Source organism: bacterium (genome assembly GCA_016708315.1).
GTDB lineage: Bacteria > Zixibacteria > MSB-5A5 > CAIYYT01 > CAIYYT01 > JADJGC01.
Genome location: JADJGC010000004.1, coordinates 1 through 22405 on the forward strand (window position 1 = coordinate 1; position 22405 = coordinate 22405).

The 22405-nt window shown below is 51.2% G+C and carries 24 protein-coding genes and 1 tRNA gene; 15 read left to right on the forward strand and 10 right to left on the reverse strand.

Annotated elements, in window-relative coordinates; genetic code table 11:
- On the reverse strand, positions 1 to 1044 hold the full coding sequence (locus IPH59_05210) for an alcohol dehydrogenase catalytic domain-containing protein (GenBank protein MBK7091105.1): 1044 nt from the start codon (positions 1042 to 1044) through the stop codon (positions 1 to 3).
- A 223-nt stretch (positions 1045 to 1267) separates the two neighbouring features.
- On the opposite strand from IPH59_05210, the gene IPH59_05215 reads away from it, so the two are divergent.
- The 3 genes from IPH59_05215 (at position 1268) to IPH59_05225 (ending at position 4667) form a co-directional block, all read left to right on the forward strand.
- The gene (locus tag IPH59_05215; GenBank protein MBK7091106.1) at positions 1268 to 1510 is read left to right on the forward strand and encodes a hypothetical protein; all 243 of its coding nucleotides are present in this window, start codon (positions 1268 to 1270) and stop codon (positions 1508 to 1510) included.
- 197 nt (positions 1511 to 1707) lie between these two features.
- Positions 1708 to 2895: a thrombospondin type 3 repeat-containing protein gene (locus tag IPH59_05220; protein MBK7091107.1), complete on the forward strand. Its 1188-nt coding sequence runs from the start codon at positions 1708 to 1710 to the stop codon at positions 2893 to 2895.
- Positions 2896 to 3062: 167 nt separating this feature from the next.
- Positions 3063 to 4667, forward strand: coding sequence for a hypothetical protein (locus IPH59_05225; GenBank protein ID MBK7091108.1), 1605 nt, complete (start codon positions 3063 to 3065; stop codon positions 4665 to 4667).
- Between the two features lie 247 nt (positions 4668 to 4914).
- Here IPH59_05225 and IPH59_05230 read toward each other — a convergent pair whose 3' ends face one another.
- Positions 4915 to 5418 (reverse strand): DinB family protein, encoded by a 504-nt coding sequence (locus tag IPH59_05230; protein ID MBK7091109.1) that lies wholly within the window; start codon positions 5416 to 5418, stop codon positions 4915 to 4917.
- 170 nt (positions 5419 to 5588) lie between these two features.
- On the opposite strand from IPH59_05230, the gene IPH59_05235 reads away from it, so the two are divergent.
- The 8 genes from IPH59_05235 (at position 5589) to IPH59_05270 (ending at position 12811) form a co-directional block, all read left to right on the forward strand.
- Positions 5589 to 5673 (forward strand) — tRNA-Ser (locus IPH59_05235).
- A gap of 770 nt (positions 5674 to 6443) precedes the next feature.
- Positions 6444 to 7199 (forward strand): TonB-dependent receptor plug domain-containing protein, encoded by a 756-nt coding sequence (locus IPH59_05240; GenBank protein ID MBK7091110.1) that lies wholly within the window; start codon positions 6444 to 6446, stop codon positions 7197 to 7199.
- 38 nt (positions 7200 to 7237) lie between these two features.
- Positions 7238 to 7570, forward strand: a complete 333-nt coding sequence (locus IPH59_05245; GenBank protein MBK7091111.1) for a hypothetical protein — start codon at positions 7238 to 7240, stop codon at positions 7568 to 7570.
- A complete protein-coding gene (locus IPH59_05250) occupies positions 7548 to 8330 on the forward strand; it encodes a TonB-dependent receptor (protein MBK7091112.1) in 783 nt (260 codons plus the stop codon). The genes IPH59_05245 and IPH59_05250 overlap by 23 nt, the downstream gene beginning before the upstream one ends.
- Positions 8331 to 8428: 98 nt before the next feature.
- The gene (locus tag IPH59_05255) at positions 8429 to 8866 is read left to right on the forward strand and encodes a YfiR family protein (protein MBK7091113.1); all 438 of its coding nucleotides are present in this window, start codon (positions 8429 to 8431) and stop codon (positions 8864 to 8866) included.
- Between the two features lie 16 nt (positions 8867 to 8882).
- Positions 8883 to 9725, forward strand: a complete 843-nt coding sequence (locus IPH59_05260; protein MBK7091114.1) for a HAMP domain-containing protein — start codon at positions 8883 to 8885, stop codon at positions 9723 to 9725.
- 127 nt (positions 9726 to 9852) lie between these two features.
- Complete coding sequence (locus tag IPH59_05265) at positions 9853 to 10347, forward strand: hypothetical protein (protein ID MBK7091115.1); 495 nt, start codon at positions 9853 to 9855, stop codon at positions 10345 to 10347.
- Positions 10334 to 12811 (forward strand): response regulator, encoded by a 2478-nt coding sequence (locus tag IPH59_05270; GenBank protein ID MBK7091116.1) that lies wholly within the window; start codon positions 10334 to 10336, stop codon positions 12809 to 12811. The genes IPH59_05265 and IPH59_05270 overlap by 14 nt, the downstream gene beginning before the upstream one ends.
- A 175-nt stretch (positions 12812 to 12986) precedes the next feature.
- Here the strand turns inward: IPH59_05270 and IPH59_05275 are convergent, their stop codons facing one another.
- The 5 genes from IPH59_05275 to IPH59_05295 all read right to left on the reverse strand — a co-directional run bounded on the left by IPH59_05275 (position 12987) and on the right by IPH59_05295 (position 15647).
- Positions 12987 to 13184, reverse strand: a complete 198-nt coding sequence (locus IPH59_05275) for a hypothetical protein (GenBank protein ID MBK7091117.1) — start codon at positions 13182 to 13184, stop codon at positions 12987 to 12989.
- A 307-nt stretch (positions 13185 to 13491) separates the two neighbouring features.
- A complete protein-coding gene (locus tag IPH59_05280) occupies positions 13492 to 13872 on the reverse strand; it encodes a hypothetical protein (GenBank protein ID MBK7091118.1) in 381 nt (126 codons plus the stop codon).
- Complete coding sequence (locus IPH59_05285; GenBank protein ID MBK7091119.1) at positions 13836 to 14237, reverse strand: hypothetical protein; 402 nt, start codon at positions 14235 to 14237, stop codon at positions 13836 to 13838. The genes IPH59_05280 and IPH59_05285 overlap by 37 nt, the downstream gene beginning before the upstream one ends.
- Positions 14234 to 14863, reverse strand: coding sequence for a hypothetical protein (locus IPH59_05290; protein ID MBK7091120.1), 630 nt, complete (start codon positions 14861 to 14863; stop codon positions 14234 to 14236). The genes IPH59_05285 and IPH59_05290 overlap by 4 nt, the downstream gene beginning before the upstream one ends.
- A 91-nt stretch (positions 14864 to 14954) precedes the next feature.
- Entirely contained in the window at positions 14955 to 15647 is a 693-nt protein-coding gene (locus IPH59_05295) for a class I SAM-dependent methyltransferase (GenBank protein MBK7091121.1), read from the reverse strand.
- Between the two features lie 307 nt (positions 15648 to 15954).
- Between IPH59_05295 and IPH59_05300 the strand changes: the two genes are divergently transcribed.
- Entirely contained in the window at positions 15955 to 16704 is a 750-nt protein-coding gene (locus tag IPH59_05300; GenBank protein ID MBK7091122.1) for an endonuclease V, read from the forward strand.
- A gap of 108 nt (positions 16705 to 16812) precedes the next feature.
- Here IPH59_05300 and IPH59_05305 read toward each other — a convergent pair whose 3' ends face one another.
- The 3 genes from IPH59_05305 to IPH59_05315 form a co-directional block, all read right to left on the reverse strand.
- Complete coding sequence (locus IPH59_05305) at positions 16813 to 18315, reverse strand: M28 family peptidase (GenBank protein ID MBK7091123.1); 1503 nt, start codon at positions 18313 to 18315, stop codon at positions 16813 to 16815.
- A gap of 10 nt (positions 18316 to 18325) precedes the next feature.
- Complete coding sequence (locus IPH59_05310) at positions 18326 to 18535, reverse strand: hypothetical protein (GenBank protein ID MBK7091124.1); 210 nt, start codon at positions 18533 to 18535, stop codon at positions 18326 to 18328.
- 336 nt (positions 18536 to 18871) lie between these two features.
- A complete protein-coding gene (locus IPH59_05315) occupies positions 18872 to 19198 on the reverse strand; it encodes a hypothetical protein (GenBank protein ID MBK7091125.1) in 327 nt (108 codons plus the stop codon).
- Positions 19199 to 19369: 171 nt separating this feature from the next.
- On the opposite strand from IPH59_05315, the gene IPH59_05320 reads away from it, so the two are divergent.
- The 3 genes from IPH59_05320 to lepA are packed head-to-tail and all read left to right on the forward strand — an operon-like array spanning position 19370 to position 22383.
- Positions 19370 to 19651 (forward strand): hypothetical protein, encoded by a 282-nt coding sequence (locus IPH59_05320; GenBank protein MBK7091126.1) that lies wholly within the window; start codon positions 19370 to 19372, stop codon positions 19649 to 19651.
- Positions 19644 to 20546, forward strand: coding sequence for a hypothetical protein (locus tag IPH59_05325; GenBank protein MBK7091127.1), 903 nt, complete (start codon positions 19644 to 19646; stop codon positions 20544 to 20546). The genes IPH59_05320 and IPH59_05325 overlap by 8 nt, the downstream gene beginning before the upstream one ends.
- Positions 20547 to 20577: 31 nt before the next feature.
- The gene (gene lepA / locus IPH59_05330) at positions 20578 to 22383 is read left to right on the forward strand and encodes an elongation factor 4 (GenBank protein ID MBK7091128.1); all 1806 of its coding nucleotides are present in this window, start codon (positions 20578 to 20580) and stop codon (positions 22381 to 22383) included.
- The last annotated feature ends 22 nt before the right edge of the window (positions 22384 to 22405 follow it).

Consider the following 22405-nt stretch of genomic DNA (forward strand, 5'->3'; position numbering starts at 1 on the left):
CTACATCATCAGCACTACTTTCGCGGAGGGTTGGCTGCCGGTGGCGAACATGTCGACGGCTTCAAGGAATTTCTTGAAGGGGTAGCGGTGAGTAATCACCGGGCGCGGATCAACCATGCCGCCGTCGAGAAGCGCCTGCATCTGGTACCAGGTTTCGAACATCTTGCGGCCGTTGATACCGATCACGGTGGCGCCTTTGAAGATGATGGCTTTGTTGACATCGATCATCACAGCGTCGGGCGGGATACCGAACATCACGAGCGTGCCGGCTTTGCGAAGAATCTCGAATCCGGTTTCGACGGACTTTTGGTTGCCGGCCATATCGAGGACGACATCGACGCCGCCTGAGGTTTCATCCCAGATGCGCGTTTTGAAATCTTTGTCGTTGGCGACATTGATCGAGACGTGGGCGCCCATCTGTTTGCAGATGTCGAGATTGAAATCCTGCATGCCGATATTGTAGATTCGTTCGGCGCCGACGGCTTTGGCGATGCCGCACGAAAACGCCGCCGTTGGGCCGTCGCCGATGATGGCGATACGTTTGGTCGAGACATTGGCAGACATGGTGGTGTAGACGGCGTTGCCGAAAGGTTCGTGGATCGAGGCGATTGCCGGGTCCATGCCTTTGTCGATTTTCCAGCAGACGATTTCCGGGAGCGCGACATACTCGGCAAAGATGCCGTCGGTGTCGACACCGAGGATGACGAGATTGTCGCAGATGTGCATGTTGCCCATGCGGCATTGTTTGCAGACACCGCAGGGGATGTGCGATTCGGCGGCGATGAAGTCGCCGAGTTTGAGACCGCGGATATTTTTGCCGACCTCTACAACTTCGCCGCAACATTCGTGGCCGAAAATCAACGGCGGCTTGAGGCGGCCCTGCGCCCATTTGTCCCAATTGTAGATATGCTTGTCGGTACCGCAGATCGAGGACGCAATCGTCTTGATCAGTACCTGGTTGTCGTTTATCTGAGGAATTTTGACTTTACGAAAATCGGCTCCCGCCGCCCGATCCGGTTTTACTCCGGCCCACATCGTTTCCACGGTAGTTGTCCTTTCCCCTCGGTCTTGTCCAAGGGACTTGATAGGTGCTGGGAAAAGATACACTTCGGCAACCGCAAAGTCAATCAGCCCCGATGCCGGTGTTTCCTTTGGAAAAAGATTAGACCTTTGCCCGGAAGAAACTGGCATATTGACAAATTGCACCCAAGGCCTTATTATATGGACAATAACGTCTATCACCCACGCCGAACGCGGAGGTTTTGCGATGCGCTGGACCGCTGTTTTGACATTCTCGGTGATTATTGCCATCACCACGAGTGAAGTCTATGGCCAGCAGAGCACAAGCGGACCGTTCTCGCCGGCAGGATCGACCGTGGCCTGCGCCCGCCCGACAAATCCCGCAAAGTCATCGGCGGCGTCCCATCCTACATTTGGCACCACGGTTGCGGCCCGACAGCCGCCGGTATGGTGCTGGGCTTCTGGGACGGCTTTGCATTTCCCAACCTGATTTCGGGATCGGCAAGCACACAGACTATTGAAGTCAGCGAGATGATGGCGACCGACGGCGGAAATGAAGGCTGCGGTATTAGTGCATCGGATCACTTTCGCGACTACTCCTGCCCGATTGATGCTTCGCCCGGAGCTTTGCAGCCGGATCGCTCTGAGACCGGCCAGGTGCACGCCAACAATTGCCTGGCGGATTTCATGCTCACCTCCCGAAGCGCGAATTATAACTACTACGGTTGGAGTTGGTTCAATGACGTTGAATCGTCTTTGCGGCAATATTTCCTCTATCGACTCCCCGGAACAACCATCAACGCCGGCAGCTTTCTTTTTGATGATTACAGTTGGCAACTATTCAAAGATCAGATTGACCTCCTCCATCCGCTGGTGCTTTTGGTGGACACTGAGGGCGACGGCTGGACTGACCACTTTGTGACCGCAATCGGCTACGATGAAGCCCGGCAAGAATATGGCATCTATGACACGTGGGATCACAACGTGCATTGGTACAAGTGGCGCAAAATTGCTTCGGGAAGCGAGTGGGGTGTCTTCGGGGTGACAACGTTTGGCCCGCAGATTGCTTGTGTTGACAGTGACTCCGACGGATACGGAGATCCAGAGCAGGCCGGCAATCAGTGTCCTGACGATAACTGCCCGGCAATTGCCAATTCTGACCAGGGCGATGTCGATGGCGACTTGCTGGGCAACTCCTGCGATCCTGACGCCGACGCCGACGCAATCGCCAATGCTCTCGACAACTGCTGGTTAGTGAGCAATCCCGAACAGGAGGATACGGATGCTGACTCGGTCGGCAACCTGTGTGACAATTGTCCAAACGTTGGCAATTCTCAACAGCGCGATGAAGACTATGATGGCGTGGGCGACCTCTGTGACGGCAAGCTCCACATCTATTCTCGGTCCTGTCCCGACGCATATCTTGGAAAACCTTACTACTTCCAACTCGATGGCGCCGGCGGAGTCTATCCGTTAACATGGACTTTCTTGGGCGGGGATTTGCCATTCGGAACTTCGTTCACAGGTCCGGGAGGAACTATTAGCGGTACGCCGACTTACAAAGCCATTTACTACTTCACGGTCGAGTTATCCGATTCCGACAACCCAGCCCGACGCTCGACGTTAAACACTTCCATTCTCGTTACTGATCCTCCGCCCCCACCACGGCCATGCGGTGATGCCGACAACAATCTGCAAGTTACGATCTCTGATGCTGTATACCAAATCAGCTACGTCTTCTCCGGAGGTCCGGCGCCAACGCCGTTGCAATACGGCGACACCAACTGCAGCGGACAGGTTAGTATCTCGGATGCGGTATACTTGATAAATTACATTTTTGCCGGCGGACCTATTCCTTGCGCTGCATGTCCATAAGCAGAAATTGTGCTTCGATCGAACAATGGCCGCAATTGTCATCTATTGGCAAATCGCTTGATTTTGGGAGGCTTTTGTCGATTTTAGGATCAAACCGAACATTACATCGTTAGCGCCTGCAATTGTGTCTTTTACACCTATGTTTCAACTGATTCCGGAGGAGTATCATGTCTTCCTTACTATCCTTGCTCAACCTTGTTAAGTCCGTGGCATTACTGGTCTGCTTATTGACATCAGTGGCGCAAGCCAGCGTCCCCAGTTCCTTCACGTACCAAGGACGACTGACTGATGCTGCCGGCACAGCGCTTAATGAAGTTGTTGCACTGACATTTGGCATCTACTCTGATTCGCTCGGCACAAAGCTAATCTGGAGTGAGATGCATCCGACAGTAACCGTTACAGAAGGACTGTTCACAATAGTGTTAGGGCAGGCGAATCCACTGACCGTAGCAGTGTTTGATGGGAGTATTCGGTGGATTGGCGTCAGTATTGATGGCGAGGCGGAACTGCGACCGTTGCGGCCGCTGTTGAGTGTACCCGGGGCGTTTCAGGCAATCGAGTCTGATACTGCCGGGCACGCAAAGACAATAGCGGACAACTCTGTCACCACAAGTAAGATCGCTAATGGTACGATCGCATTTACCGACATCGGCCAGAATGGCGCGACGAGCGGACAGGTCATGAAGTGGAACGGATCGAACTGGGCGGCTGCCGCGGACGCGGTCAGCAGTAATACTTCGGGCTGGACCGATAATGGCACGGTGGTGAGCTTAACAAATCCGATTGATACTGTTGCCCTCAATACGAGTTCACGCCTGGGCAAATTGAACTTCAGCGGCGATCTGGGGATGTCAGGTCAATCAGCGATCTACTTCGGTTCCGCTAATGCGCGACTGGAATCACTGGTCGGCAATGACATGAAGTGGGTTGGCGCCGACTTGAGTTTGCTATCGACGGAGAGTGTTTACTTCACGGAACTCGGTGTTGATACATGGGCAGAGTTTGACAATGTCAACCGGAGGGTTGGAATCGGCACGATCAACCCGGATGACAGGCTTCATATAGAGAATTCCGAGGCGGGCACTTGCTGGTTAAAGATCCAGGGTTCACATCCGACCAATTGGGGGCAGACGGGCTTAAGGATTCAGACCCCGGCAAACACCTGGCATTTGCGGCAGGATCTCTACACCCATGCAAATTTCCCGGAAGGTGCGTTGTCGCTCTACTCCTCGGCGATGAGCGAGGAGGCGATGACTTGGTTAGAAAATGGTAATGTCGGGATCGGCACAGCCAACCCGACGCGAAAACTGCAAGTAGATGGCAGCATTCAAGTCGATGACACGCTTTATGCCGGTGCGATCAAGCCGTCGTTGATGGCGGCGTCGAGGTTACCGGACGAGGCGGGATTTGCAACGAGCTTCTTCTTCTCCCCGGCTAAAACCATCACCTCGGATCCGCATACAGTGCTCACGGCAGAGATTGTTGTCCCAGCCAGTGGCTATGTGCTTGGAGTAGGTTTCTGCGAGTTTCAAATTGACCATACATGGGGAGACGTTGACGAGGTATACGCCTCAATAGTCGAGGACACAACGTACTACTGGGTATCAACGGCCTTTGGATATGACGACGACGTCGAAAGCGGCAACTTTAAGGTAACAGCCTCACCAAATTCTGTCTTTTGGGTTTCGGAGCAGGATCACACACATTTCGCATTATGGCGTCCAAATGGTGACCTGCGGTTACCAAATCAGCCAGAGCCAGCCTTGTCTTAAACTATAGCCCAACTTATTACGGAACCTTCAAAAGCCCTGAAGAGTCGAATAAGGCAAATGACCACTTCGATCCGAGTAATAGTGCCCGATCCGCGGACACAATGTCCGGGAACGGCTGCCCGATTGACGGAGCAGATTAACACTCTTAAATCTGAAGTGGAAGCTCTCAAGGCACAAATGGCAGCGGCGAAGAAATGATCCTCGCCGCTCGACCATTCGCGATTGGGAATGGTGTAGTCGGTTGGAGTTAGACTACCGGAGTGGGCATTCCGTAGTTGCCCCATTCTTCGAGCGAGGGGCCGTAGATTCCCGGAATCTTCAAACCCGCTTGACGCATTAATACTGTCATCTGACCGCGATGATGGACCTCGTGGCCGATCAGGACAAAGAGGGTGAAACTGCGCGTCCAGATTGAGCCGTACATGTCATCCTCCTGGAGGAGGGTTTCGTCTTTCCAGTTCGCCTTGATTGTCGCCAAGAGCGAGGTTGCGGCTTTGTCGTACGCCTGCTGGATGGCAGCGGCGCTGGTGGGAACCGGAGCGTGTTCATCGGGTGCGTCGATCTTCATGCCAAGGCGGGTCGGCATCTCGCCCATAGTCTGGATGATATGCCAAGCCATCCGGCCTAAGGTGCGGTGGTCTTTGGCTACGGACTGATTTAGCGAGGCGTCGGTAAGTGCCCCAAGAATTTTCCGAGTCGCTGTTGTTTCGTTATTCCACCATTTTTCGAAGTCTGCGATTGTGCGAATCAGCACGAAGCCTTCTGACATAATGTCTCCTTGACGACTCTCAGTCGCTACGGTCTATAGGTTCAGCAAATATCTTTGGGTAAAATGGACATTAGGCGGCTTGTCGTCAATCACATTTCTGGGGCATAGGTTTTCGGTTGCGCGGAGGCTGTGCGAGGAATATATTCTCGTCAGGAGAGTTGGCAGAGCGGTCTAATGCGGCGGTCTTGAAAACCGTTGTCCTGCAAGGGACCGGGGGTTCGAATCCCTCACTCTCCGTATTTATATTGCACTCCGACCGCGCAGAATCTTGACATCTAATTTACTGCCGACATTGTTCTCTCCAATAATCGTAGTTTTCCAAGTATGTCAAATTTAGAGCCGAACAATGCGGAATGTCAGGCACCGGACCATCCTAACTTCCTATTGAGCCACCTTAAGCCCTAGACAATCTCGATAGCACGTATCGTAATTCAAGCACCGGATTCAGTGTTTTGCTGACAGCGAACAGGCCATCGAACGTGGACAAGAGCAGTGTCGTTTCGGTATGGCACGAGTTTCTCCAACAATCGCTGCCGGATCGAATGGCAGATTCGCAGAATGAAGATTGTGTGCGAATTTCCTGATAACATGGACTCGCTAGTTTAAGTTTTGTATCTCGCAGCCGAACCAAGTTGATATGTCACGCGCAGATGACTGCGAGTGCCTCGACTTAAGCGATCAGTGCATCTGTATCATTACACACCCAGGGCCTCCTAGAATGCAATGCGATCGTCCAAGGTTGACGGATAAAGAATATATCTCGAGGAAGGGAGCCTCTTAATCATATGATGCAAGACTTGACGTTAGCAGCCAGGGCGTGCCGTTGTCCGGGCGATTCGAGAAACGGTTGCGGTAGTAGGAAAGAGAAATCTACTCGATTGGCCGGTCTAATCGTTACAATATGTCTGTTGGTTCTCTCCACGGTTTTCGAGACGGCAACAGCCGAAAGGCCTGAGCGAGGTGATAATGCGGCGCTTGATCTGACCGAATTGAGTCTCGAGGACTTGATGAACGTTGAAGTTTCATCGGTGTCAAAGAAATCCGAACCGATTTCGGAAGCGGCTGCCGCTATCTATGTCCTGACAGCCGAAGATATACGCAAGTCTGGTGCCATGTCGATACCTGATGCACTAAGGATGGTGCCGGGCGTACAGGTAGCACAGATTGATGCAAACAAATGGGCGGTGACGGCACGCGGGTTCAATGGGAGCTTTGCCAACAAGCTCTTGGTCCTGGTTGACGGTCGGTCAGTATACACGCCCTTGTACTCCGGGGTCTACTGGAATGTCCAGGATGTGTTACTTGAAGATATCGATCGCATCGAGGTCATCCGTGGTCCCGGCGCAACTCTTTGGGGTGCCAATGCCGTCAATGGGGTCATTAATATCCTGACGAAGTCGGCTGCAGAAACGAAGGGCGTGTTCGTCAGCGGTGGTTCAGGATCGTATGACCGCGCCAACGGGGAAATTCGATATGGAAGATCCCTTAAGGGAAACGGCGCATTTCGCGCCTACGGCAAATGGTTTGAAAAAGACGGGTTTGATGATGCATCAGGCAAATCGACGCTAGACGCCTGGAAGATGCTCCGCGGCGGTCTGCGTGCGGATTGGGAACTCGGCTCCAATTCCAATCTGACCCTGCAGGGTGATGCTTATGATGGTGAAGCCAACACTGTCTATCACTTGCCCAGCATTTCATTTCCTTATTCGCAAACCCTGCATTCGGTTGCTCCGCTACGGGGACGAATACTCTGGCGCGCCTGACCACAGGGCAGCCTGATCAATCAACATGGACATTCCAAATGTACCACGATTGGTATGAGCGACATGATCGTTTCATTGGAGAGTCCCGGCACACCTACGACATCGACGTTCAGCACAATTGGACATTGTCCCGTCGATTCAATCTGACGTCTGGTGTCGGATACCGCCGCAGTACGGATAATGTAGACTCAACCGATTTTTCCGGAGTCGAAGATCCGAGCCGTAGTTCAAACCTGTTCAGTGCTTTTGCGCAGACCACAGCACTGCTGATTCATAATCGAGTTCAACTTACATTCGGTTCGAAGCTTGAGCACAACGACTACACGGGCTACGAGTTTCAGCCCAGTCTTGTTTGTTTGGGCGCTCAGTGAGCGCCATTCGGTTTGGTCATCAGTATCGCGGGCGATACGTACTCCTTCACGCGGAGAGAACGATGGGCGTGCCTGGCTGTACGTTGTTCCACCGCTTACAACGGCCAATCCTACAGACCTGGCGATGAAGGTTGAATACCAGGGGTCACCAGAATTCAAGAGTGAGACTCTGGTCAGTTATGAGTCCGGCTATCGTGGAAATCTGACAAACCGATTCTGGATTGATGCAGCAGCATATTACAACATTTACGATGGCATCATTATGGGCCAAGTGGGTCAGCCCGTACCTCCTGATGCGCAGCACCCTTATATCACAATTCCATTTAGACCATATAATGGTGGCAGTGTAAAGTCATACGGCATGGAGATTACCGCCGACTTCCAACTGTCTCCATCGATTCGAACCAAGATGGCCTACTCCTATGGCCACGGTGAGAAGCTAAAGGCGGTTTCCGAGATAAGCGCAGGATCCTTCTATCTGCCGCGCCATCAACTTAGCCTGCAACTAAACACCAGCCCAGCCCGTTGGATCGAGCTCGGATATTGGATCCGTTTTGTGGACGAGATTGCCGAAGGGCCGGTTCCGAGTTACTGGACGCTAGATTCGCGGCTGGCAATCAGCTTAACCAAGCAGCTAGAATTCGCACTGATCGGCAAAGATCTGCTTGAAAAACAACATCAGGAGTTTCAATCGGATCTGAACAACGTGTATTCAGAACCCGAACGAAGAATTGTCGGATCACTTACCTGGAGATACTAGCTTCATGCATAGATTCTGGCTTTGGCTCGCAACGGTGTTACTGTTGTCTGGAGTCAGTCAAGGTAACATCGGCGCAGGAGAAAGCCTCCGAGACCGACGTGAAAGCGGCGTTCCTTTATAACTTCGCGAAATTCGTTGAGTGGCCGAATTCGCCAAATCGTACACTGGACTCCACGTTTCGCATCGGAGTAGCAGGCAGAACTGCGATCAATAAGGCTATCAAGGCTGCTGTTGATAACAAACAAGTAGCAGGCCGACGTGTTGAGATCGTTGAGTCCGATGATGCCAAGGAGCTGCTTGACTGCAACATTGTATTCATCAATTCCTCTTCGCCTACCACGATGGAGGCTATGCTGACTGCCCTGCGCGGACATCCAGTTCTCACGGTGAGCGAGCATGAAGAGTTCATTTCCTACGGTGGGATGATTCGGTTCTTTGTCGCAGACGGAAAAGTTCGTTTCGAGATATCACCGAAAAGGCGCGCGAGAGAGGCTCAATATCAGCTCAAAGTTGTTGAAACTGGCAGTAATAGCTGACAGTTACGGGGACTGAATGATCCAAACATTCCTGAAAGACCTGACGATTCGCGGCAAGCTGATTGGAATCGTCATGATCAGCTCTGCTCTGGCGTTGTTACTCGTTGGAATCGCCTTCATCGCATACGATTACTCGAGTGCAAGGGCGGATTTGTTTCGTTCGATGGCGACCTTGACCGATGTCATCGGAATCAACTGCACTGCGTCGGTGCAGTTTGATAACAGCAATGATACAAAAGGCACGTTGGTCAGTTTGCTTGCTGAGCGGCAAGTAGTTTCGGCGGGTGTGTATTCTCGCACCGGCGAGATCTTTGCCTCCTTCCCCTCAGATGATAGCCTTTGTCCGCGTGTGTTTCGTCTCGAAGATTCCACGACGCAGATCGCCAAAGACGGGTTACTCATCACTTCTCGTCCCATTAGACTGGATGACGAACCGATCGGGTTCATAACGGTTCGCGCCGACATGCGTGAACTGTCGGCACGATTGAAGCGTGATTTCCTGATGGTGGGATTGCTTATCGTGCTGGCTCTGTTGTTTGCATTTCTCGTCGTCAGTCGTCTCCAACGAGTAATCTCCGAGCCGGTGTTGCATCTGACGTCGGTTGCTAAGGCGGTTTCAAGGGACAAAGACTACTCGATTCGGGCCGTGCCCTCCGGAGCCGATGAGATCGGGTACTTGGTTGGTACATTCAACGAGATGCTCACACAAGTGCAGGATCGCGATCGGGAGTTGCTCGACGCACGAGATTTTCTGGAACAACGCGTGAGGAGCGGACTTCTGAATTGGAGTCGGAAATCACCGAACGAGTCCTGGCAGGATAAAATCACTGCCTCGTTGCGGGAAGGAAGTCCTGCTTAAAGAAGTCCATCACCGCGTAAAGAATAATCTCCAGATTATAACCAGCTTGCTCAATTTACAGGCGGGCAAGATCAAAGATAAGAAACTCGAGGCAATGTTCCGCGATAGTCAGGGGAGGGTAAAGACAATGGCTTTGATTCATGAAAAGCTCTACCGCTCGGAGAATCTTAGCGAAGTCAATTTCCCGGACTACGTTGACAGTCTCACGAGTTACATGATGAGCACGGTCTCCGGTAATCGGGAGAGAGTCAACATCAGACGTGAGATTGACCCCATTAATCTCGGCGTTGATGTTGCCATACCGTGCGGTCTGATTATCAATGAACTCGTCACAAATTCGCTGAAGTACGCCTTTCCGGACGGCAGGCGAGGGGAAATCACAATCCGTTGCCGTAAGTCGATGAATGCGACACTCATCCTGGAAGTTGCCGACGACGGAATTGGAATTCCGGATGTGGTTGATATTCAAAATAGCGGGACGTTGGGAATGCAGTTGGTCCATGGGCTGATCGGCCAGTTGGACGGAACGATCAAGATCGAACGAGAACGCGGCACCAGTTTCATTCTTGAATTCGCCGCTTCCCGGCGCGAGGAGAAAGAGAGACAACTTGTCAGCGCATAAGATTCTGGTAGTTGAAGACGAGTCGATTGTTGCTTTAGACATTCGGCAGCGACTTGAAATCATGGGTTTTGAAGTAGTCGCGACAGTCGCCACCGGTGCTGCTGCCATCGAGAAAACATTGTCGGAAAAGCCTGATTTGATTCTAATGGATATTCAAATCAAAGGAGAGATCGATGGTATCCAGACAGCCGATCAGATAGCTCAATTAGTCGACGTACCGATCATCTTTCTCACGGCTAACTCCAGATCGAGTTACTATCGACCGGGCAAAGAACTCAGGTCCGCTCGCGTATCTTTGAAACCTTTCGAAGATCGGGAACTTCAAACCGCTATCGAAATCGCTCTCGAACGACACCGCTTAGAGCGCAAGCTGAAGGAGCACGAACAGTGGCTATCAGTGACTCTCGGCAGTATTGGTGATGCCGTTTTGGCATTTGACACGAAAGGCAATGTCACCTATCTAAATTGTATAGCGGAACAGCTTACAGGTTGGACAAACGATGAAGCACTCGGGCGACCAGCAAGAGAGGTCCTGAGACTCACGCTCAGCGAAGCGGCGGCATTCAAACCGATTGAACCAATCGCAAAGGTGTTGGATTCAGGGACAACCTTCCATCTGAGTGAATTCGCCCTTTTGACTCGGCGTGACGAAGTGCAAATCGCGATTGAAGACAGCGTTGCTCCAATTCGGCTCGAGTCGGGCGAATTGATCGGTGCTGTCATGGTCTTCCGTGACGTTACTGCTCGTATCCTCACTGAGAGGAAATTGCGAGATTCCGAGATGCACATCAAACGGATCTTTGAAACTGTGCAGGAAGGGTTGGGAGTGGTCGATGAACACGAGCAGATACTGATCTGCAACCCCGCCTTTGCTGCGATTCTGGGTGAAGACGATCCCAAAGCGGTCATCGGAAAGAAAATTGTAGACTACATGAGCCCGGAATCACAACTGGAAATCTTGGCACAGACAAACATCCGGCAGACGGGCGTCAGCAATGAGTACGAGTTGAGCGTTGCGACTCCGGCCGGCGAAGCAAGAATTGTAGATGTGAATGTCGCGCCGCTCGTAGATGAATTGGGCAAATACTGCGGCGCTGTTAGCACGATGGTTGATATTACCCATCGCAAGCAATTGGAACTGGAGCTGAGCCAGCATCGTGATCACCTCGAGAAGTTAGTGCAGGCACGCACCAAAGAACTAACGGTGACACTCAAGACTCTTCAAAGCGAAATCGATGAGCGCAAGCGCCTTGAAACTGAACGCGAGGCGATGAAAGGTAAGTTACAAAAGGCCGAGAAGATGGAAGCCTTGGGGATGCTCGCCGGCGGCGTCGCTCATGACCTAAACAACACCTTGGGACCCCTTGTCGGATATCCCGATTTGATTCTTGAGTTCCTGCCGAATAATCCCGGAGTCCGAAGAATGGTTGAGCGGATAAAGCTTGCCGCGGTTGACGCGGCCAGCGTGGTTAACGATCTCCTTACCCTCGCCCGACGGGGCCGGTATGAGATGTATCCGATGCGAATGAGTGACGTTCTTCGCGAATATCTTGATTCGCCTGGCTTCTTACGGCTCCAAGCTGAACATCCGAAAATCAAGACTGTGACCGACCTTGACGACGCCGCTGATCTCATAATGGGCTCAGCTCCACATCTGGCCAAGGTGCTGATGAACCTGGTGATCAACGCATTTGACGCCATCAAGGCAGAAGGAACTGTGACTGTTAAAATCGCCAAGGTTAGCTTGACAAGACTGGATTCCGGCTACGACAAAATCAATCCGGGCGACTACGTTATGGTTCGAGTATCCGATACCGGATGTGGAATCTCCGAGGAAGACCTCACCAAGATTTTTGAGCCTTACTACTCGAAGAAGAAAATGGGTCGTAGCGGTACGGGACTGGGACTTTCGGTGGTCTACGGGATTGTTCAGGACCATGCTGGTTACTACGATGTTCTCTCCGAAGTCGGACGAGGGACTGATTTTGTACTGTACTTCCCGGTAACCGAAAAGGCCATTTCCAAGACTCCGAATCAAGAAGTCAAGCAGGGTTCTGAATCACTTCTTGTGGTTGATGACAACGAGGAGCAGCGAGAACTTGCCAGCGAAATTCTTGGCAGCATCGGTTATCGCGTCAGTTCCGTTGCCAGTGGACGTGAAGCAGTAAGATACCTACATGACAACTCCGTTGATTTAATCTTGCTCGACATGATTATGGAACCTGACTTCGACGGGCTCGATACTTACAAAGAAGTGCTTAAGTTGAGACCGCAACAAAACGCAGTCGTCGTGTCCGGATTCTCTTCGAACGAACGTGTTGAGGAACTTCTGCGTCTCGGTGCGTCGGGGTACCTTCAAAACCATACTCGGTGGAACAGATCGCATCGGCAGTTTATGCCGCTCTACATCCATGCTCCTCAAATCCTGAACACGACACAAACAGTTCAGTCTCACCGATGCTGACTTTGTAGCCAGCCTGAGCGGCGAGAGATTAATGAGTTATTACAGAGTCAAACAGGTGCGGCGAGATGAGAAAAATGCGCCCACTGCCCTTCCGAACTCACTTTCCAAGTTTGACCGAGTGTTCAGCAGCGTCTAAACATGTAGCATGATTGGACCGCTCGATTCAAGTGCGCTACTACTTCACCGACTGCCACGAGTCGGTTTTCTTGTAGTCGAAGAGCAACAACAACGGAATCACCAGCCAAATCAACAGCGCCAATCCTGTCACTGACAGTGTCACTGCGCTCTTCGTTGAAATCAGGAAGATGAAGCTTCCGCCCCAGACGAATATATTGATGGCGACAATCGTCAGTGTCACTCTGAGATTATCCATCGTCCAGCCAGAGCTTGATTAGGATCTTCATCGACATGGCAAATGCCAAAAACAGTAGCCCGGCAACGCGGAGAATGCTGACGGCGACAAAGTAGGTGCTGTCGGTTACGATCCGGCCGGAACGTTCGCCCAGGAAATCAGGGCATCATTGACGATCAAGTGGGGAACCATCAACGCAAACACCGCAGGCAAACGTAAACCAGATTGAGAAGTTGATCAGCCGCCAAGTCATGGAATGAATCTACCTCCTACGTTATCAAACTGCAACACATCATCACCGAAGTTGCCTGAATAGGAAATCAACTGCCTAAACCTTTGCCGTCAACCATCGGCCGCGGCGATAATAGAAGTAGAACAGTATCGTTGTCAGGATTCCCGAGCCGGTAAGAACCCACCAGACGGCGGTTTCATTGAAACCAAGCAGCTGCGTCAACATGACTGCAGGCAGTACCTGGAAAAGCCACGAATGGATAATGCTGAATACCATGTATGGCGCATTGAGTCCGACGCCAAGATGAATCTGTTCAAGCATCAAGAACGCTCCAAAGAACGGGAAACTGATTGCCGTAATACGCAGAATATTGACACCGTGGCGCACCGTTTCTTCGCTCTCAAAGAATACCCGCATGTACGCTCCGGCAAAGACAAAAGTCAGAATTCCCATCGCAGCCATAACTCCGAACGACAACAAAACAGCATGATCGGCAGTCGCTTTGGCGCGATCGATTTTTGGGCGCCGATATTATGCCCAATCAGCGATGACAGCCCGAGTCCAATCCCGACAATGATCGACATACCAAATCCGATCACCTGCATACTTGCTCCATAGGCCGCAACCACTGTCGTGCCGAAGCCGGCGACGATCGGCGTAATCAACAAGCGGGATAAAGAGAATGACAGTTCTCCCAACCAGGCCGGGACGCCAAGCCAGATCATGGTCCACATAGAGGCAATCGAAATCGGTACTTTGCTGCGAAGGTGGAGCCGGACATTTACTTTGCTCGAGAAGAACAGAGCAATGCCAACAATAAACGTGACTGTGACGCTGATCACCGTCGCCCACCCCGCTCGGCAATGCCCCACTGCGGAAGACCCATCCAGCCGAACATCAGAAGCGGCGCCAAAATTATGTTGAGGATGTTTGAACCCAGCATCAGCGCCATCGCCAAATTCGGATTCGCCACACAGCGGAGGGCCGTAAAAATCGTATAAACCGAATACATAATCGGCAAACCAATGATCATGATCCGGCCATACACTATTCCCATCTCTAAAGCTTGCCCCTTTGCACCGAGGAGTTCGAGAAAGTCCGGAAGGAAAAACAGTCCTGTGAGGTTAAGCAGTATCCCAAAGAACAGTTTCAGAATCAGTGTTTCCTTAATTGCTGTTTCTGTCCGGTCGAAGTCCTTTTCGCCATATCGCCGAGAGATTATCGCAACAGAGCCAGGCCCAATGAGGCTGTTGAAGGCAAAAAGCATCCAGAGCAGGTTCATGAAGAAAGTCACACCGGCAACACCATTCTCGCCCTCCGGAAGACGCGACACCCAGAACATGTCGGCTACCGAATAGAGATGCTGGGCTAGGAACCCGATCATCGACGGCAACCCCATCTTCAGCACGGAGGCTGCAACGGAGCCTTCGGTAAAGTCGGTACGTTTCTGCTCGGTGGTTTCTAACATGGTTTAGCTATACGATAATATCGCAAGAATGTTCGTAACCGGTTACGCAAATTTGCTCTCTCAATTGGATGGTAGTCGTTACAGGCCGCCTTTACTTTCTCGCGTGGCCGAATATAATGTACTTATGGTGATCTTTCAGAATGGGGTCAATGAATTTGTCTATGTGATGGAGAGACTTTCTTTGAAACTCATTGCGCCCGAACGTGCCGAGGAATCCAAAGGTCGCATAATTGAAGTGAGAAAACCCTCCATGAAATTGCTGCATCTCATCAATCGTGACATAGCGCCAATATCCTCCCCATTTAGTCATCCTTCGGAAAAATCGATGAAGTGCAGTACCGGCAAGGTTTTCAGCAAAAAGCAGGATGCCGCCCGGCTTAAGAACCCGGTACATTTCGCTGATAGCATTTGCCTGATGGTTTATTTGGTCGTTGCGGCCAATGGTACCAAGAATCGACTTAAATGCGACTACATCGAAACGGCCACTATCAAACGGTAATCGCGTCGCGTCAGCAGCAGCGTAATTGATCAGATGAGAAACGCAGTGGCGCTTGTGGCGAATCTCTGCCGTCACTCGTGGGTTTTCGACATCGCTGCAGATTACATGGAAACCTTTGAGCGCAAAGTAGAGGGACAAACCGCCTTCCCGAGCGCCGACTTCCAGCGCCGAGGCTCCTTGCGGGACTTGAGAAAGTACCTTGTCCCACGTTCTGAGCGCGACGCTCCAGTTCTTTATGTCCCAGCCTATTATGTCCTGGAGAGTTGATCCCGGGTACTTAGTCATTTGGAGAATACTGTTAGGGCCTTGAAATCTGTTAGATTAGTGAGTACTATATTGTCCACGAACTTATTGAGAAACAACAGTGAGTCTCTCCGAGTATACGATACAGGGAACCAGATCTGCAAGTCGAGTGTTAGAGGGTGGGGTAATTTAGAAAGAATTATATACCTCAGGAGTTTTTTTGTATACTGCGAACGGGTCAGGCAATTTGGAATGAAGTGGTACCACGGTGACCTCCTGTTTCCCACAACAGCACAGTTTTGCCGCACCCTTGCAGAGCAGTAAAAAATGTACAGTAGAAGGAATTGGAATGAAGTTCAATCGTCTACATTCTTGGACAGACGATGTAAAAGAGGCCGAGCGTCTTCAAGAAAAACATGCTCCCTTGGTGAGCACTAAACCGGAGAAGACCTCTTTTCGTCTCGTAGGCGGAGTTGATGTCGCCTACTCAAAAAAGGACAACACCGCGTTTTGCACGGTCGTTGTCATGAAAGTTCCCGAGATGGAACTACTCGAAAAAGTTCGCGCGCAAGCGGAGATCACTTTCCCGTTTGTACCCGGGCTTTTTTACTTTCGAGAGGGTCCCGTCATCTCAAAAGCCCTGAGCAGGCTCAAATTTGTGCCAGATGTCTTTATCTTTGACGGTCACGGCATCGATCACCCGCGTGGTATCGGTATGGCGTCGCACATGGGTGTGATGCTTGAGATGCCGACGATCGGCTGTGCCAAGAAGATTCTTGTCGGCAAAGTCGATGCTCTTGGAAATGAAGTCGGCGAAACGGCAGCCATTTATCTTGGCAATATTGAAGTCGGGCGCGCCATCAGATCACGCGAGAATGTCAAACCGCTCTTTGTCTCACCCCGTCACAAGATCGATGTTGAGACGGCAGTCAAGACGGTTATCGACCTGTTGCGCGGATATCGTCTTCCCGAGCCATTGCGTTTGGCTCACATCATGGTCAACAAACAGCGTCGCAACTATGATATGAATTTACCGGGTGGAAACGCCCCATCCCGCGGACGCCAGCGTGATGATGACGATGATGATGATCGCGAGTAACTCTATCGAACGACAGTAAACGATTCGTTCAGTTTCCGCTAATGCATTAAGGGCGACCTACCGGTCGCCCTTAATGTTTGTGATCCGAAATTCGATTTGTTGTTGGTGCTAAGGCAGACACGCGGCACAAGGCACTGGTCCGCCGGAAAAGATGTGACTGATCAGATAGACTACGTCGGAAATCGTCACGCTCGAGTTGCAATCAACATCTGCCGATTCGAGCGGATCCGGCATTGTACCCCCGGAAAAGATGTAATTGATAATTCTTACGACGTCGGAGATATTGACCGACCCGCTGTTGTCTGCATCACCGCAAATATAGTCTGGAGGCGGCGCATCAGTAACGGCCATATGCAGGCTCAACGTGTCTGATTTAGCTGGACTACCGGCGTCCGTCGCAGTTATTGTGAAGTAGTAATCGGCATTAAATGTCGGAACGCCTGTGAGTGTACCCTGAGGGCTGTTGAATGTCAGACCAAAGGGAAGATCTCCACCGAGGAAAGCCCAGCTATAAGACCCAACTCCGCCGATTGCTTCCATTTGGCAGAAGTAACTCTCCATCCGATAGGCTGGCGGCATATTATAGCTTAGAATGTGCACTCTTCCATCGCAGTAGTCCCCGATACCGTCATTATACTCATCTTCCTGAAGCGGATTGTAAACATCAGGGCAGTTATCGCAGGAACTGCCGACTGCGTCGAGGTCGGGGTCGGCTTGCGAGGCATTTGCGACATAGATGCAGTTATCGACACCATTCAGAACTCCGTCGTTGTCAAAGTCACCTGAGTTGGCGCCTTGGACGACTGTCGCCAATGATGCGCGCACCATCCGCGTCATGTACTCGAAATTCATATATGTGGTGCTGTCGCGTGCTGAGTGATAGACGCTTGAGAAGTTGTATTCTATGATGAAGACTGCTGTATACCCGTTCTGCGTAAATGGATAGTGGTCCGATCCGCTCGAGTTGCCGCTAAGATACCCAGTGATGCCATAGCTTGCTTGAGCAATACCGTTCCACATGCTGGCGTACGTCGTGTTGGCACCGCTATATACTGTCGCCCGATTCGTGTTTGAGATGTTCGCGATCATGTCCATATTGAACATAAACAGAATCTGATCACCGTTGGCAGCCGCGGCATTGGCATAGTGGTACGAGCCGTAGAGTCCCCATTCTTCTGCGTCAAAAGTAATAAACTTGATTGTGACTTCTGTCGGCGTGTCGGAAAGAGCGCGGGCAATTTCCAGCACTCCTGCCGTTCCTGAGCCATTGTCGTCTGCGGCGGGCGAGGTTGTTACTCCGTCATAGTGAGCGCCGACAATAATCTCAATCTCCGGATAGACTGTTCCAACCTTGGTCGCCACGACATTGTAGCACTGGTTTGTCTTTCCATTGAAATACTGACTCCAGCCATCGAGATAAACCGAATCATAGCCGAACGACTCGAATTTTGCCTTGATCCAATCCCTCGCAAGGAAAATGCTTGGCGAACCGGCAACACGACGATAATATGATTGCAGGCGAGCAGTGTATGAATAGAGCGAATCCTGCTGGATCGTTCCCAAGAATTTCTCCATAGTCGTCGACTGATCAGGCGCCACGAATTCTTTCAAGCTCGTCTCTTCAAAAACTATCCTGAGCGGCTGATCCGGCAAGGCGAGCAATGTCGGTTGAACCTCTCGGAGTCGGATCAAATCCACCCGGTACCCGATAGACGCGAATAGCGCCTTCGGAGAAAACAATTGGATATCTCGACTGGTTGTAGTTATCGAGACGAAGGTCAAGCGCAAGCTCGTCGCGGTTGACTGCTGAGGCACAAGTTTCGACTTTCAACCAGATGCCGAAAGTTGTGCGGTGGTTGAAGGCTCTGCAATCAACAGATAGCCGGAATTCATCTTGAGTACAGCGTCGGGACTTAACTCCTGAGCAATTGTGCGTCATCCCGGTTGCTGAGCGTGACTTTCACAAGGTCCGAGGCGATATTGCAGTTGACAGTAAAAGAGTTAGAATTGTGACAAATTTTAACGTGGTTCTCATGGCAGGTAACTCCAGAGTAAGAGATCTAAAGAAATAGCGTTGATAATATAGTCTTAAATCTAATTTAGTAAAGCCCAAAAAGCGGTCAATTATGAGGGTCGATATGAACTGAAAGGAATTGAGGAAGGTTTTTTACCGAGGACTGCCAACCCGAAACAGTCGGATTTCGTACTCGGTCGATCCGGAGACGATCAAAGAATCAGTATACAGCTGGTAACCCGACTTGTATGCTGAGATTTGATAAACCCCCGCGGAAACTACAGAGAAGCTGAATTGTCCATTAGTTACGGTCGTAAATGAGTAATCACCCAACTTCACTTCGACCTTCGGAATCGTAAATTCTGTATCCTCAAGCAGGACCCTGCCGGTTACCCGACCTACTTCGCGACCATTGTCGACCGCATTCGAGCAAGATATTGCTGCCACTGCAATCGCGATAATTGAGAGCAGATTCCGCATGTAACACAACTTCCCGAATTGATATGGTGCTTATCATAATTTCTACGAGTTGATATATGCCGATTTTTGCCACATTACACCTAATCTGACCATCGCGAGAGAGTCGCAAGTTCACCTTGTCCTAATTCGCTTGACTTAAATTCGCCAAATCCCTAACCTTTATGATTCACTATGGCTACTAATTCTGAACTGCGATACGATTTCTGGGACATTCTCAAAGCCCCACGTATGGCTTTGTCCGGCAAGTGCTTGCTTGCTCAGGCACAGCCGCTGGCATTCGGCTACGCAGCTTACTTCGTGTTCGCTTACCTTGCCCTGCTAATCGACGGGCAACAACTATCCTCAGTCATGGAGCCAGTTCAGGCTCTTTCCCGTTCTTTCTTTGGGCTTGGAACATTGGTACAGCTGCGCAATTTGGATTGTCGGAATTATCGCATTCATTGTCATGTATGACTACGGCAACCTCACTGTAGCCAAGCTTGGTTTCGAGCATCTTCGCGGAAACCACTTCTTCTCGAAGCGGGATGCAGCGAATGACGCTCGTTCTAACTTGATGCCCATGTGGGTTTCAGGCGGGTTGGTACTGCTTTTGATAGCAGTTTTGACGCTGGTTCAAGGTGTAGTCAGCTTGGTATCGCTGATTCCGGGAATCGGTGAACTTCTCTATGCAGTGCTCTACATCGTTCCATTCTTTCTGTGGTCGCTCTTCCTCGTCTTCCTTGCTTTTGGATTGGCGACGTCTTGCCTGACACTCCCGGCAATCATTGTCGCCCGCGAGAAAGAAACCTTCGGAGCGACATTCTATATTTACAATGTCATCTGGACGCAGCCCTTGCGCTGGTTGGGAATGACCATTTCCGGTCTGGTTCTTGCCAAGATTGGCATCTTCGTCATAGGCTATTTCTTTGCTCGTGCTCTGCAGTTAACCAATTTCCTTGCCGCATGGTTTGGCGGCGAAAAGATAAACAGCATCATCGTCAGCGCCTATAGCGCCCTCGACCCAATCCAGAACGTGATTCGCTTCTTCACGACTCTGTATCCCGGTTCGTGCATCAGCTATGACCCCAAAATGCCTATCGCATACAACCTCAAGCACTTCGACTGGCTCTCTTCAGTTTCCGGAACCGAGCAAGTTGCCGCATTGGTAATCGCTATTGGCGTGTTGGGAATCCTGTTTCTGATGATTTCTTATGGTATCAACATCGTCACTAACTCGCAGTTATTGGCTTTTTTGCTGGTAGCATATTCTGAGGACAAGGTCAAACTTACCGAAGATGCCTCCAATCGTGCAGCCGAACCGAACGAAATTCTTCCCGAAAAACCGCAATCAGACAGCACGAACTCTTGACATTACCCCTCTTTGCACCGTAAATAGGCCGATGGAATTAGTAAAGAACATACGCAACTTCTCGATTATCGCACATATCGACCACGGCAAGTCAACTATAGCGGACCGCTTGCTCGAAATGACGCGCACAATCAACGTCACTCACAAGCAAATGCTCGACAATATGGACCTCGAGCAAGAGCGCGGAATCACGATCAAAGCACATGCGATCCGAATGCACTATCACGCCAATGACGGGCACAAGTACATCCTTAATCTGATCGATACACCCGGACACGTCGACTTCTCCTATGAAGTCTCGCGCTCGATTGCCGCTTGCGAGGGTGCGCTCTTGGTTGTTGACGCTTCACAGGGAATCGAAGCGCAAACGCTGTCAAATCTCTACAAAGCGCTCGACCAGAATCTGGAGATCATTCCGGTACTCAATAAGATCGATCTCCCCCACGCCGAACCGGAGCGAGTCGCCGAGTCGATTCTTAACCTCATTGGCGGCAAGAAGGAAGATATCCTCCATACCTCCGCGAAGATGGGAATCGGGATTCACGAGATTCTCGAAGCCATCGTTCAGCGCATTCCGGCTCCGACCACAGATCCCAACGGAACTCTGAAGGCGATGGTGTTCGATTCCAAATTCGACAGTTATCGCGGTGCAGTCCCGTATCTGCGTGTCGTCGATGGCGAAGTCAAGAAGGGCGATGTCATCAAGTTTTTCTCCACCGGAATCGAATACGAAGTCGACGAGGTTGGCCACTTGATCATCGACCGCAAGCCGGCCAAGAAACTCACCGCAGGGGAGGTCGGCTACATCGTCTGCAATATCCGCCACCTTGCTGATGCCAAGGTCGGCGACACAATCACCTATGCCAAAGATGGTGCACCAACGCCGCTGCCGGGCTTCAAAGAAATCAAGTCGATGGTCTTTTCCGGTATTTATCCCGCGACCACCGAACGCTACGAACAGCTCCGCGAAGCGCTGGAGAAACTACAGCTTAACGATGCGTCCTTAACCTTCGAGCCGGAATCGTCGCTGGCATTGGGATTCGGTTTCCGCTGCGGGTTCCTTGGGCTGTTGCATCTCGAGATCGTGCACGAACGCCTCGAACGCGAATACGGTGTCACGATTGTCAACACGGTGCCCAACGTCGAGTACCACGTTTATACTAAGAATAGTGAAATCGTCAAGGTCGATAACCCGGCCAAGATGCCTTCACCGATGTTGATCGACCATATCGAAGAGCCGTTTGTCGCGGCTCAAATCATCACGCCGGTGGAATACATCGGCGGTATCATGAAGATCATCGCCGAACGACGCGGCGAATTCAAGGCGACACATTATCCCGACCCGGCGCGTGCAACTTTGGAATTCAACTTGCCGTTGTCGGAGATCATCTTCGATTTCCACGACAAACTCAAATCGATTTCGCGCGGATATGCTTCGCTCGACTACGATTTCCTCGAAATGCGCACCAGCAAATTGCAAAAGCTCGATATCCTGCTCAATTCCGAGCCGGTCGATGCGCTGTCCTGTTTGATTCATCAGGACCGCGCCCAAGTCTGGGGCCGCAAACTTTGTGCAAAACTGCAGGAGTTGATTCCGCGACAGATGTTCGAGGTCATCATCCAGGCGGCAATCGGCTCCAAAGTCGTCGCGCGCGAGACAGTCCGCGCCATGCGCAAGAACGTTACTGCAAAATGCTACGGCGGCGACATTACCCGGAAACGCAAACTGATCGAGCGTCAAAAAGAGGGCAAGAAGAAGATGAAGCAGATCGGCAGCGTGGAATTACCGCAGGAAGCATTCCTGGCGGTACTGCAAATTGACCGGGACGGGGAGTAGAATCTACCGTCCTGCCCGCAAA